This window comes from Flavobacterium qiangtangense (assembly GCF_042658345.1).
Taxonomy (GTDB): domain Bacteria; phylum Bacteroidota; class Bacteroidia; order Flavobacteriales; family Flavobacteriaceae; genus Flavobacterium; species Flavobacterium qiangtangense.
This window is the reverse complement of record NZ_JBHSQB010000019.1, coordinates 1-19,783: the sequence shown is the minus strand read 5'-3', so window position 1 is coordinate 19,783 and position 19,783 is coordinate 1. Positions and strand designations below refer to the sequence as shown.

Annotated in this window: 16 protein-coding genes and 1 tRNA gene; 13 read left to right on the top strand and 4 right to left on the bottom strand. The window is 36.8% G+C overall.

Annotated features, from left to right (window positions below):
• Positions 1-10: 10 nt before the first annotated feature.
• Positions 11-571 (bottom strand): 30S ribosomal protein S16, encoded by a 561-nt coding sequence (locus ACFPVY_RS15955; RefSeq protein WP_379793138.1) that lies wholly within the window; start codon positions 569-571, stop codon positions 11-13.
• 229 nt (positions 572-800) lie between these two features.
• Between ACFPVY_RS15955 and ACFPVY_RS15950 the strand changes: the two genes are divergently transcribed.
• The 7 genes from ACFPVY_RS15950 to ACFPVY_RS15920 all read left to right on the top strand — a co-directional run bounded on the left by ACFPVY_RS15950 (position 801) and on the right by ACFPVY_RS15920 (position 11,787).
• Entirely contained in the window at positions 801-1,253 is a 453-nt protein-coding gene (locus ACFPVY_RS15950) for a DUF6252 domain-containing protein (protein ID WP_379793137.1), read from the top strand.
• Between the two features lie 328 nt (positions 1,254-1,581).
• Entirely contained in the window at positions 1,582-1,989 is a 408-nt protein-coding gene (locus ACFPVY_RS15945; protein ID WP_379793136.1) for an RNA recognition motif domain-containing protein, read from the top strand.
• A gap of 395 nt (positions 1,990-2,384) precedes the next feature.
• Positions 2,385-6,899 carry a DNA polymerase III subunit alpha gene (dnaE, locus tag ACFPVY_RS15940; RefSeq protein WP_379793135.1) on the top strand — a complete coding sequence of 1,505 codons (4,515 nt, stop codon included), beginning with the start codon at positions 2,385-2,387 and terminating at the stop codon, positions 6,897-6,899.
• Between the two features lie 117 nt (positions 6,900-7,016).
• Complete coding sequence (gene trxA / locus ACFPVY_RS15935) at positions 7,017-7,337, top strand: thioredoxin (RefSeq protein ID WP_379793134.1); 321 nt, start codon at positions 7,017-7,019, stop codon at positions 7,335-7,337.
• A gap of 281 nt (positions 7,338-7,618) precedes the next feature.
• On the top strand, positions 7,619-8,545 hold the full coding sequence (locus tag ACFPVY_RS15930; RefSeq protein ID WP_379793133.1) for a DUF58 domain-containing protein: 927 nt from the start codon (positions 7,619-7,621) through the stop codon (positions 8,543-8,545).
• An 86-nt stretch (positions 8,546-8,631) separates the two neighbouring features.
• Positions 8,632-8,705 (top strand) — tRNA-Asp (locus ACFPVY_RS15925).
• A 394-nt stretch (positions 8,706-9,099) separates the two neighbouring features.
• Positions 9,100-11,787, top strand: coding sequence for a T9SS-dependent M36 family metallopeptidase (locus tag ACFPVY_RS15920; protein WP_379793132.1), 2,688 nt, complete (start codon positions 9,100-9,102; stop codon positions 11,785-11,787).
• Positions 11,788-11,847: 60 nt separating this feature from the next.
• On the opposite strand, the gene ACFPVY_RS15915 is transcribed toward ACFPVY_RS15920, so the two are convergent.
• Entirely contained in the window at positions 11,848-12,348 is a 501-nt protein-coding gene (locus tag ACFPVY_RS15915) for a DUF456 domain-containing protein (RefSeq protein ID WP_379793131.1), read from the bottom strand.
• A gap of 58 nt (positions 12,349-12,406) precedes the next feature.
• On the opposite strand from ACFPVY_RS15915, the gene ACFPVY_RS15910 reads away from it, so the two are divergent.
• Positions 12,407-12,886: a hypothetical protein gene (locus ACFPVY_RS15910; protein ID WP_379793129.1), complete on the top strand. Its 480-nt coding sequence runs from the start codon at positions 12,407-12,409 to the stop codon at positions 12,884-12,886.
• Between the two features lie 139 nt (positions 12,887-13,025).
• On the opposite strand, the gene ACFPVY_RS15905 is transcribed toward ACFPVY_RS15910, so the two are convergent.
• Both ACFPVY_RS15905 and ACFPVY_RS15900 read right to left on the bottom strand, forming a co-directional pair.
• Positions 13,026-14,147, bottom strand: coding sequence for a glycosyltransferase family 2 protein (locus ACFPVY_RS15905; protein WP_379793128.1), 1,122 nt, complete (start codon positions 14,145-14,147; stop codon positions 13,026-13,028).
• Positions 14,135-15,061, bottom strand: coding sequence for a hypothetical protein (locus ACFPVY_RS15900; RefSeq protein ID WP_379793127.1), 927 nt, complete (start codon positions 15,059-15,061; stop codon positions 14,135-14,137). Before ACFPVY_RS15900 ends, ACFPVY_RS15905 begins: the two co-directional genes overlap by 13 nt.
• A gap of 53 nt (positions 15,062-15,114) precedes the next feature.
• On the opposite strand from ACFPVY_RS15900, the gene ruvC reads away from it, so the two are divergent.
• The 5 genes from ruvC to ACFPVY_RS15875 all read left to right on the top strand — a co-directional run bounded on the left by ruvC (position 15,115) and on the right by ACFPVY_RS15875 (position 18,999).
• Positions 15,115-15,669 (top strand): crossover junction endodeoxyribonuclease RuvC, encoded by a 555-nt coding sequence (gene ruvC, locus ACFPVY_RS15895; RefSeq protein ID WP_379793126.1) that lies wholly within the window; start codon positions 15,115-15,117, stop codon positions 15,667-15,669.
• 48 nt (positions 15,670-15,717) lie between these two features.
• Positions 15,718-16,848, top strand: a complete 1,131-nt coding sequence (gene hemW, locus ACFPVY_RS15890; RefSeq protein WP_379793125.1) for a radical SAM family heme chaperone HemW — start codon at positions 15,718-15,720, stop codon at positions 16,846-16,848.
• 138 nt (positions 16,849-16,986) lie between these two features.
• Complete coding sequence (locus ACFPVY_RS15885; protein WP_379793184.1) at positions 16,987-17,754, top strand: cyclase family protein; 768 nt, start codon at positions 16,987-16,989, stop codon at positions 17,752-17,754.
• Positions 17,755-17,807: 53 nt separating this feature from the next.
• On the top strand, positions 17,808-18,173 hold the full coding sequence (locus ACFPVY_RS15880) for an MmcQ/YjbR family DNA-binding protein (RefSeq protein WP_379793124.1): 366 nt from the start codon (positions 17,808-17,810) through the stop codon (positions 18,171-18,173).
• A 67-nt stretch (positions 18,174-18,240) separates the two neighbouring features.
• A complete protein-coding gene (locus ACFPVY_RS15875; RefSeq protein ID WP_379793123.1) occupies positions 18,241-18,999 on the top strand; it encodes a PH domain-containing protein in 759 nt (252 codons plus the stop codon).
• The last annotated feature ends 784 nt before the right edge of the window (positions 19,000-19,783 follow it).

Genomic DNA, 19,783 nt, shown 5'->3' with positions numbered 1-19,783 from the left:
CGCATCAAAATTAAGCTTGAGTTTCTTCGTTGTTTTCTTCTGCGGCAGGAGTTTCTTCAGTTGATTCAACTTCAGCAACTTCTTCAGCAACAGGCTCGTTTGCTTTTTCAGCATCAGCTTGTGCTTGTTTTGCAGCAGCAATACGGTCTTCGTTTACTTTTTTCTCAGCAGCAAGAGCTTTTGCTTTTGCGTCAGCTTTAGTAGAAGAAAGACCATCTTTTTTAGCGTCAACTTTTCCAGCTTTCTCGTCTAACCATTTAGTTAGTTTCTCGTCAGCTTGCTCTTGAGTCAAAGCACCTTTACGAACTCCTCCATCAAGGTGGTGTTTCAATAAAGCTCCTTTATAAGATAGAATTGCTCTAGCTGTATCAGTTGGTTGAGCACCATTGTGCAACCATTGAACAGCGCTATCAAGGTTTAAGTCGATAGTTGCAGGATTTGTGTTTGGATTGTAAGTTCCAATTTTTTCTAGGAATTTACCATCTCTTTTTGAGCGTGCATCAGCAGCTACAACCCAGTAAAAAGGTTTACCTTTTTTACCGTGTCTTTGTAATCTAATTTTTACAGACATAATCTAAGATTAAATTTTGAGGTACTCGACCTCGATTAATTAAGGGTGCAAATATACAAAACTTTGCAATACAAACTATTCCAACAGCAATTTTTGTCAAAATCTGCGTTTTAAGATTATAATAATTTCAGATTAAGTTGTTATTTTTTAAAATTTCGTTAGCATATATTCCATAAAAAACTATTTTTGTCGGGTATTAAAATAAAAAGACCATATCCATAATATAAATATGAAAAAGATTTTATCACTTTTAGTGCTTGTAATCGCTTTCTCTGCTTGCGAAGACGATGCAACTTTCAATAATCCATCAGTGCAAGGTACAAAAGACGGAGCTTTCTGGAGAGCAACAAGTTCTTACGCAACAGTTGTTGGTAACACATTGACAGTTACTGCGGTAACGCCATTTGAAGTACTGACATTGACAACCTCGTCAATCGAACCAGGAGTTTACACTTTAGGAGAAAACAATTCGAACGCGGCAACATACAGTTTTTCTGCAGACGGAATCAATACAGAATACGCAACAGGTTCAGGTTTAGGCGACGGCGAAATCACAATTGAAACAAGCCCAGCCGGAACAGTAACCGGAACCTTCGAGTTTAACGCTCCAGGAACCGGCGGAACCGTAGTAAATTATATCGACGGCGTTTTTTACCACGTGCCAATTCAAGCAGCACAGTAAATAAAACCAATAAGATTCTAAATCCCGATTGCTTTCAAGTAATCGGGTTTTTTTTTGAGCCAAACGGGCGAGTGTTTTTTAAACGAAATTCCTGCTGGTTTGCACTATCTTTTGTTCTTTCTAAAGTTTCGGGACAAAGAACAAAAGGATAGTCGCAACCATCAGGGCTATTTTCAAACTTTTCGCTTCTTTTAAACCTTGAATCTTTGCGAAACCAATGAGAACACGCCCTCAAGAAATTAAGAAAAATTTAGCTATAAATATCCTAATTAATAGTGCTTTACAAATTAATTTAAGTTACATTTGTTGTAATTATAATAGTGTACATATGAATATTTTTGTTGGAAGCCTTCCATTCAGTATTGAGGAAGCAGATTTAAGAGAGTCTTTTGAGGCTTATGGTGCAGTTGATTCTGTAAAAATTATTACAGATAAATTTACTGGAAGAAGTAAAGGATTCGGTTTCGTTGAAATGCCAAATGATGACGAAGCACAAAAGGCAATTGACGAATTAAACGGAGCAACTGTTCAAGGACGTGCTATCGTAGTTAACAAATCAGAGCCAAAACCAGAAGGAGAAAGAAGAAGCTTCAATGGCGGTGGAAACCGTGGTGGTGGAGATTCACGTGGTGGAAGCCGTGGTGGATACGGAAACGATCGCAATAGCGGTGGTGGATATGGTGGTAACAGCCGTGGTGGAGATAACCGTGGTGGTGGAAACAGAGGAGGATACTAAACCCAAAATATAGTGAGAAAAACCACGCTTTTAGCGTGGTTTTTTTATGCCTAAAAATTAGTTTGCGGTGTTCAGTACTCAGTTTTTAGAAGTCGGTACAAGTGACAATATTTCTTCCATATTATTAAATGTCTTATATGTAAAAGCCACACGCCAATTTCCAGTTTTCGGAAAGCCTAAAAAAAATAAACACCATACTTTCTATGTTCTTAAATGCCTTATATGGTAAACTGCTAATGTTAAAGCTGAAATTTCATACCATTTAAAGTTCCAAAATTTTAACGTCAATACTTATCAACACACTTCTATAACCACATTTTTTTTCAAAAAAATAACTTAATTTTGTCAATCACACTTTTTGATTTTCCAAAAACATAAAACCCTAATTTCTAGCAATGTACTTAATATTCGATACAGAAACCACCGGATTACCAAAACGCTGGGACGCCCCAATTACCGATACAGATAACTGGCCTCGTTGCATTCAGATTGCCTGGCAATTGCATGATGAAATGGGAAATCTAATCGAAAACCAAGATTATCTAGTCAAGCCAGAAGGTTTTAATATTCCGTATGACGCTGAAAGAATCCACGGAATTTCCACAGAATTGGCAATGCAAGACGGAGTTTCTTTAGCCGAAGTTTTAGCCAAATTCAACATTGCTTTGAGCAAGACTAAATTTATTGTCGGACAAAATTTAGGTTTTGATGTCAATATTATGGGTTCTGAATTTCACAGAATGGGCGTGCAATCTCAAATGAGTTCCATGCCAGTTTTAGACACCTGTACAGAAGTTACGGCTTCTTTATTACAACTTCCTGGAGGCCGTGGTGGGAAATTCAAACTTCCGACATTGACTGAATTACACAGTTTTCTTTTCAACAAACCTTTCGCAGAAGCACACAACGCAACCGCCGATGTTGAGGCAACCACGCGTTGTTTCCTTGAATTGGTTAGAAGAGAAATTTTCACAAAAGAAGAACTTGATGTTCCGGCTGATTATTTTCAAGATTTCAAAACCAGAAATCCGCAGGAATTTCAATTAATCGGATTAAGACATATTAACTTAAAAGCGGCTTCTGATAAAATTCGCGAGCAGTTAAAAGCTTTAGAATCTACCGGAAAACAAACTACGGTTTCAGAATCTGACAAAAGAGATTTTCAAGCGGCCAGATTTGCGCATTTGCACAATCACACGCAATTTTCGGTTTTGCAATCCACAATCGCAATCGGAAATATTGTTTCGGCGACAGCCAAAAATAATATGAACGCTGTGGCAATGACCGATACGGCGAATATGATGGGCGCTTTTCACTTTGTGAGTGCGGTGATGAACCACAATAAAGCGGCTTCCGCCAAAAATAAAACGTTGGTTGAAAGCGGTGAAGAACCAACAGAAATTGAAATCAAACCAATCGTCGGATGTACGTTCAATATCTGCGACAATCACTTAGATAAAACCAAAAAAGACAACGGAAATCAAGTTGTGCTTTTAGCAAAAAATAAAAAAGGCTACCATAATTTGGCCAAAATGTCTTCCATTGCATTTACCGAAGGATTTTATTATGTTCCAAGAATTAGCCGTGCGATAGTTGAACAATACAAGGAAGATATTATGGTGCTTTCCGGAAATTTATACGGAGAAATTCCGAGTAAAATTCTGAATGTTGGTGAAAATCAAGCCGAAGAAGCCTTGATTTGGTGGAAAGAACAATTTCAAGATGATTTTTATCTCGAAATTATGCGCCACAATCAAGAAGACGAAAATCGTGTCAATAAAACGTTGGTTGAATTCGCCCAAAAGCACAACGTCAAATTAATTGCAACAAACAATAATTTTTATCTAAATAAAGAAGATGCCAACGCACACGACATTTTGCTGTGTGTAAAAGATGGTGAAAAACAGGCAACGCCAATTGGTCGCGGTCGCGGATATCGTTATGGATTGCCAAACCAAGAATATTATTTCAAGTCGCAAGACGAAATGAAAAAGATATTTTCTGATTTGCCAGATGCGATTATCAATATTCAGGAAATCGTTGACAAGGTCGAAATTTATTCGCTTTACCGTGACGTTTTGCTTCCGAAATTTGATATTCCTGAAGAGTTTTTTGTTGCTGAAGATGAAGCAGACGGCGGAGTTCGTGGAGAAAATAAATATTTGCGTCACCTCACGATGGTTGGCGCCAAAAAAAGATACAGTGAAATCACGCCAGATATTCAAGAACGTTTGGATTTTGAATTGCTGACAATTTCAAATTCTGGTTATCCGGGATATTTCTTGATTGTTCAAGATTTCATCGCCGAAGCCAGAAATATGGATGTTTCGGTTGGGCCGGGTCGTGGATCTGCGGCAGGTTCTGCGGTGGCTTATTGTTTGGGAATTACCAACATTGACCCCATCAAATACGACTTGCTTTTTGAGCGTTTCTTAAATCCAGACCGTGTGTCGATGCCCGATATTGATATCGATTTTGATGATGAAGGCCGTGGTCGCGTGATGGATTACGTTATCAACAAATACGGAAAAAATCAGGTGGCCCAAATTATCACTTATGGTAAAATGGCGACAAAATCTGCGATTCGTGATACGGCTCGTGTATTGGATTTACCTTTATTTGAAGCCGATAGAATTGCAAAATTGATTCCGGGAATGATGCCTTCAAAGTGGAATTTGGCTCGATTTATTTCCGAAAAAGAAGAAGATGTCAAAAAGGCTTTACGTTCGGATGAATTTGACGGAATTAAAGAATTAATCGCGATTGCAAACGGAGGCGATTTGGCTGGGGAAACCATTCAGCAAGCAAAAATCCTCGAAGGTTCGATGCGAAATACCGGAATTCACGCGTGCGGTGTCATCATCACGCCTTCCGATATCACGAATTTCGTTCCGGTTACAACAGCAAAAGATTCTGATTTATATGTGACCCAATTTGATAACTCGGTAGCAGAAAGCGCCGGATTATTGAAGATGGACTTCTTGGGTTTGAAAACCCTTACGCTGATAAAAGATACGGTTAAATTGGTGAAATATCGAACAGGAATTGAGTTAGATCCAGACACTTTCCCGATTGATGATGCTGAAACGTATGAGCTTTTCCAGCGAGGTGAAACGGTTGGAATTTTCCAATATGAATCTCCCGGAATGCAAAAATACATGAAGGATTTGAAGCCTACGGTTTTTGGGGATTTGATTGCCATGAATGCACTTTATCGTCCGGGACCTTTGGAATATATTCCTTCTTTCGTTAGAAGAAAAAATGGCGAGGAAGAAATCAAATACGATTTAGATGCCTGTGAAGAATACTTAGGCGAAACCTACGGAATTACGGTTTACCAAGAACAGGTAATGCTTCTGTCGCAATCTTTGGCCGACTTTACAAAAGGTGAAGCCGACGTTTTGCGTAAGGCGATGGGTAAAAAGCAGAAAGAGGTTTTGGATAAAATGAAGCCAAAATTCGTCGAACAAGCGGCAAAAAAAGGTCATGACCCTGTGGTTTTAGAAAAAATCTGGAAAGACTGGGAAGCTTTTGCAAGTTATGCCTTTAACAAGTCGCACTCGACATGTTATGCTTGGATTGCGTACCAAACGGCGTACTTAAAAGCACATTATCCAGCGGAATATATGGCGGCGGTTTTGTCCAATAACATGAACGATATCAAGCAAGTTTCATTCTTTATGGAAGAATGCAAGCGAATGGGATTGCAGGTTTTGGGTCCGGATGTGAACGAGTCGTTTTATAAATTTACCGTAAACGAAAATTACGCCGTTCGTTTCGGGATGGGTGCGATTAAGGGCGTTGGTTCTGGCGCGGTTCAAACCATTGTGGAATGCAGAAAAGACGCGACTTACAAATCGATTTTTGATTTGGCCAAAAGAATTGACTTACGCGCAGCGAATAAAAAAGCTTTTGAAAACTTGGCTTTGGCGGGAGGTTTCGATTGTTTTATGGCACATCGTGCACAATATTTCCATGATGAGGGCGACGGAATTACGTTCTTAGAAAAAGCAGTTCGTTATGGCGCAAAATTCCAAGAGAACGAGAATTCCTCACAAGTAAGTTTGTTTGGTGAAGCGAGCGACGTTCAGATTCCGGAGCCGGTAGTTCCGCCGTGCGATGATTGGAGCACGATGGAAAAACTCGCAAAAGAGAAAGAAGTCGTGGGGATTTATATTTCAGGACATCCGCTTGACGATTTTAAATTTGAGATGAAATATTTCTGCAATGCAAAATTAGAGCACCTGAAAAATTTAGAATTACACGTCGGGAAAAACCTTACCGTTGCAGGAATTATCACGAATGTTCAATATAGAACCGCAAAAAATGGAAAAGATTGGGCGATGTTTACATTAGAAGGTTATGACGAAAGTTTTGAATTCAGAATGTTTAATGAAGAATATTTGAAATTCCGTCATTTCTTGGTGAACAACCAATTTATATTTTTCAAAATCAACGTAAAAGAAGGCTGGGTAAATCGCGATACCGGAAAAAAATCAGAAGCCAGAATGCAGTTTTTGGAAGCAAAACAATTGCAGGATGTTTTGGGAAGTTTCGCTAAAAAGCTAATTATCACCTTAAATATCAGGGAATTCCAATCAGAAATGATTACGAAATTGAGTCATTTGTTCCAAGCAAATTCGGGCGACAATAACGTGACTTTTGAAGTGATGGAAGTCGAAAAAGTAACCAGGGAAATTCCGGCTGTTGTTGCAGAACCAGTTGTTTCAGAAGATGTTTCTGACGAAGAAATTATCGATGAAGAAATGGAATTAGCTGTTCCGACGGTTGTGGAAGAAACAAAAGTCATCACGTATCTTTCAATGCCGAGCCGAAAATTAAAAGTCAATATTTCTGGCGAATTGCTTCGAGAATTAGAAAGTTTGAATTTAAATTTCAAGCTAAATTAAAAACAGAAATAGTATTTGTTAATACATTTATAACCAAAACTGATTTTCAATTAACAAAACTTTACAGATTAAATCACTAATTTTGTATCATAGAATTTAAACTAAAAAGAAAAAAATATGGCACAAGCAATCACAGATGCAACGTTCGAGGAAGTTGTATTGAAATCAGATAAACCAGTATTAGTAGATTTTTGGGCAGCATGGTGCGGACCTTGTCGCATGGTTGGACCAATCATCGACCAAATCAGCGAAGAATATGACGGAAAAGCCGTTGTAGGTAAAGTTGACGTTGATGCAAACCAAGAATTTGCTGCAAAATATGGCGTTAGAAACATCCCAACCGTATTGGTTTTTCAAAACGGAGAAGTTGTTGGAAGACAAGTGGGAGTTGCTCCAAAACAAAATTACACAGACGCAATCGACGCATTATTGCAATAATTCGAAAGCAAAAGTTTCAAAAAGGTTCAGCGAAAGTTGAGCTTTTTTTTTGTTTAGAAGCGAAAGGTAAGGTAATTTCAGCAATCCACTTTCCTGCTGCAGCCACTCGCTTTAAACCGGTTTGGTCACCAGTTTAAGAGCTCAAACAATGGCAGCATCAGGGCTATTTGAGAAACCATTTGAATTTTTGTTGAGGTCAGTCCCAATCTTTGTCGAAAAGCAATCGGTTAAAAAGCAATCTTTAAATTTTTTAATCATTGAATCTTTAATATATTTGATTTATGAAGATTGAATCTCAAATACAAAAAATATCCAGCTTTCAGCACCTTGAACTTTTAGCAGGTCAAGTCGTCGAAGGTTTCATTTCAGGAATGCACAAAAGTCCTTTCCACGGATTCTCAGCAGAATTTGCCGAACACAAAGTGTATAATCCTGGAGAAAGCACCAAACACATCGACTGGAAATTATTCGCAAAAACCGACCGTTTGTATACAAAACGCTTTGAAGAGGAAACTAATCTTCGCTGTCACCTTATTATAGACAACTCGTCATCGATGCATTACCCAAAGTTGAACGAAAAGCAACAATTCTACGAAAGTAAAATCGGTTTCTCTGTTTTGGCTTCAGCCGTATTGATGAATTTGCTTAAAAAACAAAGAGACGCAGTTGGTTTAAGTATTTATTCAGATTCATACGAATATTATGCGCCAGAAAAAGGAAGCGAGCGCCATCAAAGAATGCTTTTAAACAAACTGGAGAATTTATTGGCAGAACCAAAACAATCTAAAAACACAGACACGGTCACCTATTTGCACCAAATCGCAGAAAAAATGCACCGTCGTTCGATGATCATTCTTTTTACAGATATGTTTCAACCTGACAAAGAGGAAACGCTTTTAAATGCGTTGCAACATTTAAAACACAACAAACATAAAGTGGTTCTTTTTCACGTTGTCGATAATAAAACCGAGCTGAATTTCAATTTCGATAGCACGCCACGAAAGTTTATTGACCTTGAAAGTGGCGAAGAAGTCAATTTATTCTCTGAAAACATCAAAGAAGAATATGAAAAAAGAACCGAAAGTTACTTCAAGAAGTTAGCTTTGACGTGTGCTCAGAACAAAATCAAGTACGTTCCGGTGTCAACAGGTGAAAATTTCGAAAAAATATTGACTACATATTTAGTTGAAAAACAATTGTTTGGATAAAACTCGAAAAAAAAGTTTAATTTTTTTTCAAAAAACGCTTGCAGAAGCAAAAAAGAGTCTTATATTTGCACTCGCAATTAAGCGCTGGTTTGGTAGTTCAGTTGGTTAGAATACATGCCTGTCACGCATGGGGTCGCGGGTTCGAGTCCCGTCCAGACCGCTAAATTGGGAGAAGCCTTTCGAAAGAAAGGCTTTTTTGTCCCAAAAAGGTTTTTAAGATTAGTTGTGTTGTTTAGGTACGAAAGTACCAGGTTTAGTAGTTAGACCAATGAAAAGCTTTCCATTTGTTTGGAGGGCTTTTTTGATTTTAGATAGTTTCATAAATTCCCCTACAAGTTTTTTAATTTACGATTTCTTCAAATTTTAGAAATAGAATAAAAACACTCAAAAGTTGTTTTTCGATGTTAAAAATAACAAATCACTTATCTGCTCGTTGATTCCTATTAAAATTCTGATTTGATAATAGTTAATGTTTTGTATTTCATAGCGTAAAATTATGATTTAAGAAAATTTTAGATAAATTTGTGTCCTTAACTATATCGTAAAATTAAATTATGAAAAAAATTACATTGCTGTTTATCTTTTTCATTCAATTTTCTGCATTTTCTCAATCAAATAAAGAGTTAATTCAGCAATACTTGGATAGAAATGTGACTAAACTTGGTTTGACCAGCCAGGATATTAGTGACTGGGTAATTGAGGGTGAGGCAAGCTCTACTTCAACAAACATTAACAACTATTACATCAAACAACGCTATTTGGGAACTGAAATCTATGGAGCAGTTTCTAATGTTTGGGTAAAAAAGAACGAAGTCATTAATATCGGTGATCGTTTTGTAAAAAATATTGCACAGAAAATTAACGCAACAAGCCCGTCAGTTACTGTGCTGAATGGACTGAACAGCGCTCTTACGCAATTGCAAATACAAAATTCTGGAACACACGAAATTATCGAACAAATTAGCACAAAAAAATTTAAGATTTCAAACGGAAATTCTTTAGACCCAATTCCTGCTAATTTAGTTTATTACCAAAATCTTGAAAATGGGCAACTGATTTTAGCTTGGGATTTCACAATTGACGTTCCTGGACACCAACATATGTGGAATGTAAGAATTGACGCATCAAACGGTCAGCTTTTAGATCAACATGATATGGTAGTTAAATGTAATTTTGGAGAAAAACCTCATACTCACGTTTTGACTCAAAATAGTCAACTAGCTGATTATCATGAAAATTTCTATAAATCGAATACTGCTTCGATGTTAGACGTTCAATCTGGTTCTTACCGTGTTTATCCTTATAATGTTGAAGGGCCAACATTTGGTTCAAGACAATTGGTTACTAATCCGCACGATGTAACTTCTTCGCCTTATGGTTGGCATGATACAAATGGAGTTGCTGGAGCAGAATATACTTTTACAAGAGGTAATAATGTTCACGCAGTTGATGATAGAGACGGTAATAATATTGGAGGAGCAACTGCTGAAGGTGGAAGCGCTTTACTTTTTGACTTTCCTTATGGTGGAGACTCTGCTCAACCAACAACTTATTTAAATGCAGCTTTGACAAACCTTTTTTATATGAACAACATGATGCATGATGTTTGGTATAAATATGGATTCAATGAAGCAAACGGTAACTTTCAACAAAACAATTATGGACGTGGAGGAGTTGTAACGTTTCAAGGTGATGCTGTACAAGCAGATGCCCAAGATGGAGCTGAACTTTCACCACCAAATTTAAATAATGCGAATTTTAGTATTACTGCTGACGGAACTAGACCAAGAATGCAAATGTATTTATGGAATGCTCCTACAACTGCAATACAGCCTTTAACAATTAATTCGCCTGCCGATATTGCAGGACCAAGAGTGGGTTTTGACAATGCTTTTTCTCCTGGACACGTTGCAATTCCAATTGCCCCAGCGATGATCCAGTCAGATTTAGTACTTTATAACGATGGAACTCCTGATATCGGTATGACTGACAATGCAGATGCATGTGGTCCAGCTGTAAATGCAATTGCAATAAACGGAAAAATTGCCGTAATCAGAAGATCAGTTGCAGAAGCTTCAGGAGGTACTCCGTGTGCTTTTGCTGAAAAAGTGAAAAACGCTCAAAATGCGGGAGCAACAGGTGTTATAATTGTAAACAATGTAGACGGAAACATCTCAATGTCTGGCGCTGACGCCACGATTACTATTCCTGCAATTAGCATCTCTCAAGTTTTAGGAGAACCGCTTATCGCAAGAATGAAAGTTGAAACAGTTAATGGTAAATTGCAATTGCAGACTGCTGCATATGTAAACGGTGATGGTGATTTTGATAACGGAATTATCGCGCACGAATATGGTCACGGAATTTCTTCAAGACTAACAGGTGGACCAACAAATGCAGGATGTTTGCAAAATGCAGAACAAATGGGAGAAGGATGGTCTGACTGGATCGCTTTAATGATGTTGGCAAAAAGCACAGATAATGGTGCAATGGCAAAAACTATCGCAACATACGCCTCTAATCAACCAACAACAGGTTCTGGAATTAGAACATATCCATATTCTACAGATATGAGCATAAATCCTTTGACGTTTGCAGATTCTAACCAAGGTACAGGTTTGCAGCACACAAGAGGAGAATTTATGGCAGCGGTTCTATGGGATCTAACTTGGGCTTATATTGCAAAATATGGCTTCGATGCTAATCTTGCAACAGGAACTGCTGGTAACAACAAAGTAATGAGATTGGCAATTGATGCTTTCAAATTGCAGCCTTGTGGGCCATCTACAGTTAACTATAGAGATGCTTTAATTGCTGCAGACCAAGCTACAACAGGAGGTCAAGATTATTGTATGATTACTGAAGTATTCAGAAGAAGAGGGATGGGATTAAACGCATCATCTGGTTCTGCAAACAACGCATTAGACCAAGTGGAAGACTTTACAGCTTTTCCAGCAGGTCCAAACTGTACATTTATGTCTGTTGATAGTTTTGATAAATCAAACGGAATTAAAGTATATCCAAATCCTTCTCGTGGTCAATTTAATATCGCAATCAACGATTTCTCTGGAAACGTAGATGTAGAAATTTATGACATCAACGGAAGAGTGGTTTACAGCTTGAAAAATGAAAGCTTCAGCAATGAAAAAACAATTCAAGCAGGAAACTTACAAACAGGATTATATATCTTAAAAGTAAAAGGTGACGATTTCTCTCACTCACAAAAAATCGTGATTGAATAACTTTAGTTACTTTTTTAAAACAGAAAACGGAGCAATTTGCTCCGTTTTTTTTGATATAATCTAAAACCAAATCTCTCTAAATTCCCAAACCTTATAAAGAAAGAATCCCAGAAAAGCCATACAAACCACAAACTTCATAAACGTGGATGCCAAAAAGCCAATAAACGAACCGGTTGCCGCTTTTAAAGCGCGTTTGTGATCTTTTGAATCATAAATCAGTTCTCCAACAAAAGCGCCAACAAACGGACCGATAATAAATCCGAATGGGATCGGCGCAATCAATCCAATGACAAGGCCAATATTGGTTCCCCAAATTCCGTAGGAACTTCCTCCAAAACGTTTTGTTCCTTTTGCCGGAATGACGTAATCTAAAATTCCTGCGATAATTGCGATTAAAAGTGTGATTCCAAGTGTCCAATATTCAGTTTCGATTCCGTCGCAAAAATATAGCAGAAGCAAGCCAATCCACGAAAGTGGCGCATCGGGAATCACCGGAAGAAAACTTCCCAGAACACCCGCAATGACACAAATAAATCCCGCAATCAATAAAAAATATTCCATAAATTAATTTTAGTATTTTTGAAAATCGTAATATTACAAAATGCCTGCCAAACATATAATGAAAAAACTGACTGCAATTCTTTTTTTAGGACTCTTTTTTAGCTCTTGCCAGAATCTCCAAAAGCGCGAGATTTCTGAGGAAGAACTGTTACAGCAAGAATTAAAAAAGATAAACTGGACACAAGTTGACGAATTTCCGTCAGTTGCCACTTGTGATTCAATAAAAGATTCGGCCACAAGAAAACAATGCTTTTTTGATTTCTTGACGGTAACAATCCAGCAGAAATTAGATTTAGATACACTTTCGATTTTATATCCGCAGATTGACACGATTCAGGTTAAAGTTACGGTTTATCCAGATTCAAGATTGGAATTTGAGCCACAATTTCCATCAGACAGTTTGGCTTATGATAAGATAAAAATCGACAGTATTCTTCACAGTCGATTGACTGATTTCCCAAAAATAAATCCTGCTTTAAAACGTGGAATTCCGGTAAAAACCCAATTTGTTTTGCCCGTGATTTTAAATGTGGAATAATTTTAAACACAGATTTCGCAAATTTTCACAGATTAATTTCTGTTTGAATTTTGTTTCAAATCTTTCGTGAAAACTTTCAATATAAATCTATTCCAAAATCGGTGTTAATCTGTGAAATCTGTGTTCTAAAACCTGCAATCTAAAATCTTCTTCCTTTCCATTCATATTTTCCAAAGAAAGAAAAAACAGCGACAGAAACGCTGAAAAACGGATAAAACAAATTGCTAATCAAAAAGAATTTGACTGACTTTGGCTTAAGAAATTTTCCGGTTTGGTATAAAATAAAAAAGTCTGCGAAGATTTTTACAGCGAATAAAAGATACCAATTCCAAAAAGAGAAGATAGAAAAAAGAGTCAAGAAGAAAGATATCACGATTGCCAAATTTCCTGCGAAAACTGTCACGGCCAAAGTTTTTCCAAAGCTACTTTTATAAGAAGTCGTTTTTGAAGCCCAACGAACTCTCTGGAAAAAAAGCGATTTGAAATCTTCTAAAGGTTTTGTCAAGACAATATTCGCATCTGATTTTAAATAATGTACTTTTTCTGGATATTTTGCATTTGCTTTTTGCAGTAAAAAAACATCGTCACCACTTGCAATTCCGTTGTTTCCTTCAAAACCATTTATTTCTTGGAACAACTTTTTTGTGTAGGCAAAATTCGCTCCGTTGCACATAAAGGGTTTTTGGATACCAAAACTTCCGATTGTTGCGCCTTGCAAACTCATCAAATCTAGCTGCTGAAATTGCTGTAAAAACGATTCGTCGGCAAAGTAAGAAACGGCGCCGACAATCATTTCAGGACTGTAATTTTGGATATAATTGTCTAAAATTTTCAACCAAGCTTGGCTCACAAAACAATCGGCATCGGTTGTGATAATCCAATCGTTTTTAATATGATTTATTGCCGTTGAAATCGCATCTTTTTTAGGAGAATTTGAATTTCTCTCGTTATCAATTATTTGGAAAGGAAAACTTAAAGCTGGAAATTTCTCAATGATTTCAACGGAATTATCTTGGGAAGCATCGTTTACAAAAACAACTTCAAAAAGCGATCTCGGATAATCCAATTGCGAAAAGGAATGCAATAAATCGGGAAGATTTTCAGCTTCATTTCGGAAAGGAACTACGATTGAAAATCTAGTTTTTGGAGATAATTCAAGACTTTCGAACGAAGCCACTTTTTTGAATCCCAATGCTAATCTTCCGATGAAGAACGTATAAATTGCTATGATTCCGAAAAAAATATAATTTAAGATTTCCATTTTGATTTAAAATTAAAGACGTAAAAACTCCCGATAATTACCGGAAGCACCACATTTAAAAACCACATTAAGGTACTGATAAAAACCACAATCCATTCGTTTACGCCCAAAATTCCGAAGAAATAAACGGCAATGCTTCCTTTTACGGCAAAATCTAAAAACTGAAAAGTAGGTAGAGAAGATGCCAAAAAATAGACACTTGTGATCGTTGCCATTAATGTAACATAAGGCAAGTCAACATCAAAAGCCAAAAACAAAAAGTAATATTGATGCGAAAAAATCAGATAACGGCAAACTGCTAAAAAGATATTTTTCTGATGAATTTGCTTCGGGATTTCATTTATTTTTTCGAGTAACCGATTTATCGAATAACCTTTAATGGTGATTTTTTTAAAGAGAAAAGAAGCAAAAAACAAGAAGCAAGAGATTGCAAAAATGGCCAGAACCCAAGACCCAAAACCTAATATCCAAAGTCCAATTGTTCCAAAAATAATGGTCAAAATCATCTGAATTCCGTTGCAAATTAAATTCAGGAAAACCACTTTTTTAGCTTCTCTTTTTTCGAAATATAAAGCTTTTGCGCCATATTCTCCGATTCCGTTTGGTGTAAAAATAGAAGCGGTCAATGCACTTAAAACTTGTTCAGTTGCTTGCGAAAGCGATATTTTTTCAATGATTTGCACTAAATTCTTCCACTTTAAAATCTCAAAAAACCGATTGAAAAAGCTGAAAGAAAGCAGGAATAAAATTCCCCAAAATGATTTTTTGCGATTTAATAATTCTAAAAATTGTTTCCAATCTAATTTATCATTATTTGCCAGCTGATTCCAGATAAAATAAAATGCGCCACCAACAATCAAAAGTTTGATTAGAAACGTGAGGAATTGTTTAGCTTTGTGGGGAATTGAAATCATTCGGCAAAGGAACAACTTTAAACTTTTTAAACCTTAAACTTTAAACCAAAAAATTGGCAAACGAACGCATCATATTAGGCATTGACCCAGGAACAACGATTATGGGTTTTGGATTGATCAAAGTCGTCAATAAAAAGATGGAATTTGTGCAATTGAACGAGTTGATTTTGAACAAATATGACGATCATTATATGAAATTGAAAGTCATTTTTGAGCGAACAATTGAGTTGATTGAAACGCATCATCCTGATGAAATTGCGATTGAAGCACCATTCTTCGGGAAAAATGTTCAGTCGATGTTAAAACTCGGCCGAGCACAAGGAGTTGCAATGGCCGCTGGACTTTCACGTCAAATTCCGATTACTGAATACGAACCGAAAAAAATAAAAATGGCCATTACCGGAAACGGAAATGCCACCAAAGAGCAAGTGGCAAAAATGTTACAACAACTTTTAGGTCTAAAAGAATTGCCAAAAAACCTCGATAGTACTGATGGTTTGGCGGCCGCAGTTTGTCACTTTTTTAATTCAGGGAAAGTTGTTGGGACAAAAAGTTATTCTGGTTGGGATGCTTTCGTGAAGCAAAATGAAGATAAAATTAGAAAATAAACGAATTAGAAAATTAGTCAATTCAAAACGGAATACTGAACACTAAAAATGGCAGGAATTTACATTCACATACCATTCTGCAAGCAAGCTTGTCATTATTGCGACTTTCATTTTTCAACTTCAATGAAAAAGAAAGACGAGATGGTTTTGGCTTTGGCCAAAGAAATGCAGTTGCGAAAAAGTGAAGTTTCTGAAGTAGTTGAAACCATTTATTTTGGTGGAGGAACGCCTTCGGTTTTGACTTTGGAAGAAATTGATTTTCTGATTCAAGAGGTTTATTCCAATTTTGAAGTTTCTGAAAATCCAGAAATTACGCTGGAAGCCAATCCAGATGATTTGTCTGAAGAACGAATTATTGAACTTTCGAAATCTAAAATTAATCGTCTCAGCATTGGAATTCAGTCTTTTTTTGAAGGCGATTTGAAAATGATGAACCGCGCACATAATTCGGCGGAAGCTAAAAAATCTTTAGAGATTGCGACAAAATATTTCGACAATATTTCCATCGATTTAATTTACGGAATTCCGGGTTTGACCAATGAAATGTGGAAACAGAATATCGAAACCGCTTTGAGTTTTGGAATGCCACATATTTCAAGTTATGCTTTGACTGTTGAGCCAAAAACGGCTTTGAAAAAATTAATCCAGACCGGAAAAATTGCAGAGCCAAAAGATGATATTGCTCAAGAACATTTCCAAATTTTGGTTGATATGTTGCAAAAAAACGGATTTGTGCATTATGAACTTTCTAATTTTGGGAAAGAAAATTACTTCTCAAAAAATAATTCGGCTTATTGGTTGGGTAAGAAATACATCGGAATTGGTCCGTCGGCACACAGTTATAACGGAATTTCCAGAAGCTGGAACATTGCAAACAATTCAATTTATTTGAGAGAAATTGCTGAAAACAAATTACCAAACGAAATAGAAATTTTATCAAGGGAAGACCAATATAACGAATATGTGATGACGGGTTTGCGAACAATTTGGGGAATTTCTTTAGACAGAATTGAAAATGAATTTGGCACAGATTTCCTAAATTATTTAATGAAACAAGCTGAAAAATTTCTTGCTGATGATTTGCTTTCCATCGAAGAAAATGTGCTGAAAACCACACGAAAAGGTAAGTTTTTAGCTGATGGAATTGCGAGTGACTTATTTATGCTCAGCAACGATTAATATTCAACTTTGCTGTACTTCGCGGAACCTTTTTAATCTTTGCATTAAATTTCAAACGCAAAGTACGCAAAGATTTTCGCAAAGTAAAGAAAGAATTTATGCTAAAAAAGTTTAGCTTTGAATATTAAAATTTCTAACGTGAAAGCAACCATAAATCATAATTCGCAAACATTTCAAGTTGATTTTTCAAAACCGATTGACATTTCCATCACGTTGACAAATACTGATGAAAATCCAATTGCTTGGTATATTGAAAAACCGGTGATTGAACCGGTCGTTTTTGGTGATTGGATCGGTAAAGTTTCTGAAGGAAAATCATCGACCAATTTTAATAATATTTTCTTCAACCCACACGGACATGGAACGCATACAGAATGTTTGGGACACATCACAAAAGAATTTTATAGTATTAATGACAGTTTAAAGACGTTTTTCTTTACAGCGGAACTAATTTCGGTCGAACCAGAAATCCATGGTGAAGATTTTGTAATTTTAAAAGAACAAATTGAAAAAGCGTTAAATGGAAAAACTACGGAAGCTATTGTCATCAGGACTTTGCCTAATTTAAACCAAAAAATTTCTAAGAATTATTCTAATACAAATCCGCCTTATCTGGATGAAAAAGCTTCAAAATTCATCCGAGAAATCGGAATAAAACATTTGCTGATCGATTTGCCAAGCGTTGATAAAGAAAAAGACGAAGGAAAATTGCTGGCACACAAAGCATTTTGGAATGTAAAAAATGTTCAAGAATTGAATGATGAAGCACGATTAGACGCTACAATCACAGAAATGATTTTTGTGAAAGGCGAAATCTTAGACGGAAGTTATTTGCTGAATCTACAAATCGCTTCTTTTGAAAATGATGCATCCCCAAGTAAACCAGTTTTGTATCAAATTTTATAAGCCACAGTAAATTTTCAATTATTAAATCCTTCAATCTTTCAAAATTTTTTAAAATGAACATCCAGCAATATTTCGAATTTTGTCTTTCAAAAAAAGGCGTGACAGAACATTTCCCGTTTGACGAAGATACCTTGGTTTTTAAAGTAGGCGGAAAAATGTTTGCACTTTCGTCATTATCGCAGTGGGAAAATGGAAATCCAGCTATAAACTTAAAATGTGATCCAGAGCGTGCAGAAGAGCTTCGGGCAGAATATGATGACATCAAACCCGGATTCCACATGAGCAAAGTGCATTGGAACACGATTTCTGTAAATAGCGATGTTTCCGATAAAATGGTTCGGGAATTAATCGACCATTCTTATGATTTAATTTTCAAAAGTTTAACGAAAAAATTGCAAAACGAAGTATCAAATTTATAATTAACATAGTATTTTTGTATAACAAAACTAGTAACTTATCTACTTTGCGACTTACAAACTGAAAATCATGAACGAACATATTAAGAAATTTTTGAACGAAGAACAAGATCCGAAAGCAATTGATAAAATCACTTCAAAGTTGACGGATTTATTGATGAAAAATGAAGAAATCGGATATATTGCGGTTCAGAAAAAGCCAGCAATTACCGTTTTTCCAGATAGCATCGTTCTTACAAATAAAAGAATTATTATCTGCAAGCCTAAGAATTTAGGGCTTTCAATGGATTTTACAGACTATACATGGGACGATGTGGCCGGAACTTTTGTGAAAGAAAACATCTTGGGCTCTGAATTTTCTTTTACCACAAGAACAGACTTGACAATTTCGATTGATTATATTCCCAAAATGCAAGCGAGAAAAATAAACACATTTGCCAAAGAACAATTAGATATCTTGAAAAATGGTGCTACTGCAACGGTTGAACCAATTACTGAAGAGTCAAAAACTTTTTTAGAGGAAGACCTTGAAGAAGATATCTTTACGAAACCTTTAGAAGAAGTTATTGAAGAAGCTCAGGTGATTGAAGAGGTGGAAACAGAAGAAGTGACTGATTTTGCAGAAATAGTTCCGGTTTCTCAATCAGGTTATCGTGATGAAAAACAATTTCCTGACGAAATACCAAGCTCAAAAGAACGCGCCTTGAAAGATTTGTCTCAAGACGAATTGTTTGAAAAACTTCAGAATTACAAAAAATTATTAGACAACGGATTGATTATGCAAGGCGAGTACGATACCTTAAAAAAAGAAATCTTGAGTCATATGTAGGATTCATTATTGTTCGGGGCAAGAAGTCAATCCCAAAAAACTATCTTTTCGCTTACATATATATAATGAGAAAATCTACCTTAATATATAAGGACAATTTTCCGTAGAGACAGCCCACTAGGCTGTCTTTTTATTTGCGCAGCAACCCCAATGCGATTCTCCAAAACACGAAACCCAAACCCCTTCCTTATATATAGTATAATTTCCCTGCAGCGAAAGGCCGTTCTTTTATCAGGCCATGCAATTCCCGCTTTCTGCCGCAGTCTTCCCGCCGAACCCCGGCGGCAAGAGCTCGCGGCCGCCAATCGGGGCTGGGGGAGAAGCCTTCCCGCATTCCTGGAAGCCCCGGGACCGGGATCGCGCAGACAGCCTGCAAAAAAAAGCCGCCCCGGCACAGATGCCCTTCGATGCCTTGCATGGCAAAACAAGCGCCTCGGCCTTCCCCAGGCATCCCAAAATCCCGGATACTTCAGGAAAAGATGAAAAAACTTCCGCCTCCAAGAGCAAGCCTTCCAGCGAGTTACGGTAAAGATGAATAAAACATCAAAAAAAGATGAAGAAAAAGCTTGCGCAGGCGAAAAAGATGCGTACTTTTGCACCCGCAATAACGGCGAAGTTCTTAAGATTTACTGAAGGCAGGGAGGGATGAAAAAAGACAAAATTTTTTTCACGAAAAGCTTGCCGGAAAGAAAAAAGCGAATTACCTTTGCGCCCCGCGAGAGCGGAAGTTCATTGGGAATCTGCGCAGGCTGTGAGAGAAAGGAGGAAATAAAAATTTCTAAAA

Bases quoted from the DNA above. Each gene is read 5' to 3' on its own strand.
- ACFPVY_RS15930 (WP_379793133.1), top strand. From the start codon at position 7,619: ATGAAGATTGAATCTCAAATACAAAAAATATCCAGCTTTCAGCACCTT.
- ACFPVY_RS15920 (WP_379793132.1), top strand. From the start codon at position 9,100: ATGAAAAAAATTACATTGCTGTTTATCTTTTTCATTCAATTTTCTGCA.
- ACFPVY_RS15950 (WP_379793137.1), top strand. From the start codon at position 801: ATGAAAAAGATTTTATCACTTTTAGTGCTTGTAATCGCTTTCTCTGCT.
- ACFPVY_RS15915 (WP_379793131.1), bottom strand. From the start codon at position 12,348: ATGGAATATTTTTTATTGATTGCGGGATTTATTTGTGTCATTGCGGGT.
- hemW (WP_379793125.1), top strand. From the start codon at position 15,718: ATGGCAGGAATTTACATTCACATACCATTCTGCAAGCAAGCTTGTCAT.
- trxA (WP_379793134.1), top strand. From the start codon at position 7,017: ATGGCACAAGCAATCACAGATGCAACGTTCGAGGAAGTTGTATTGAAA.
- ACFPVY_RS15875 (WP_379793123.1), top strand. From the start codon at position 18,241: ATGAACGAACATATTAAGAAATTTTTGAACGAAGAACAAGATCCGAAA.
- ACFPVY_RS15900 (WP_379793127.1), bottom strand. From the start codon at position 15,061: ATGATTTCAATTCCCCACAAAGCTAAACAATTCCTCACGTTTCTAATC.
- ACFPVY_RS15955 (WP_379793138.1), bottom strand. From the start codon at position 571: ATGTCTGTAAAAATTAGATTACAAAGACACGGTAAAAAAGGTAAACCT.
- dnaE (WP_379793135.1), top strand. From the start codon at position 2,385: ATGTACTTAATATTCGATACAGAAACCACCGGATTACCAAAACGCTGG.
- ACFPVY_RS15880 (WP_379793124.1), top strand. From the start codon at position 17,808: ATGAACATCCAGCAATATTTCGAATTTTGTCTTTCAAAAAAAGGCGTG.
- ACFPVY_RS15910 (WP_379793129.1), top strand. From the start codon at position 12,407: ATGAAAAAACTGACTGCAATTCTTTTTTTAGGACTCTTTTTTAGCTCT.
- ACFPVY_RS15945 (WP_379793136.1), top strand. From the start codon at position 1,582: ATGAATATTTTTGTTGGAAGCCTTCCATTCAGTATTGAGGAAGCAGAT.
- ACFPVY_RS15905 (WP_379793128.1), bottom strand. From the start codon at position 14,147: ATGGAAATCTTAAATTATATTTTTTTCGGAATCATAGCAATTTATACG.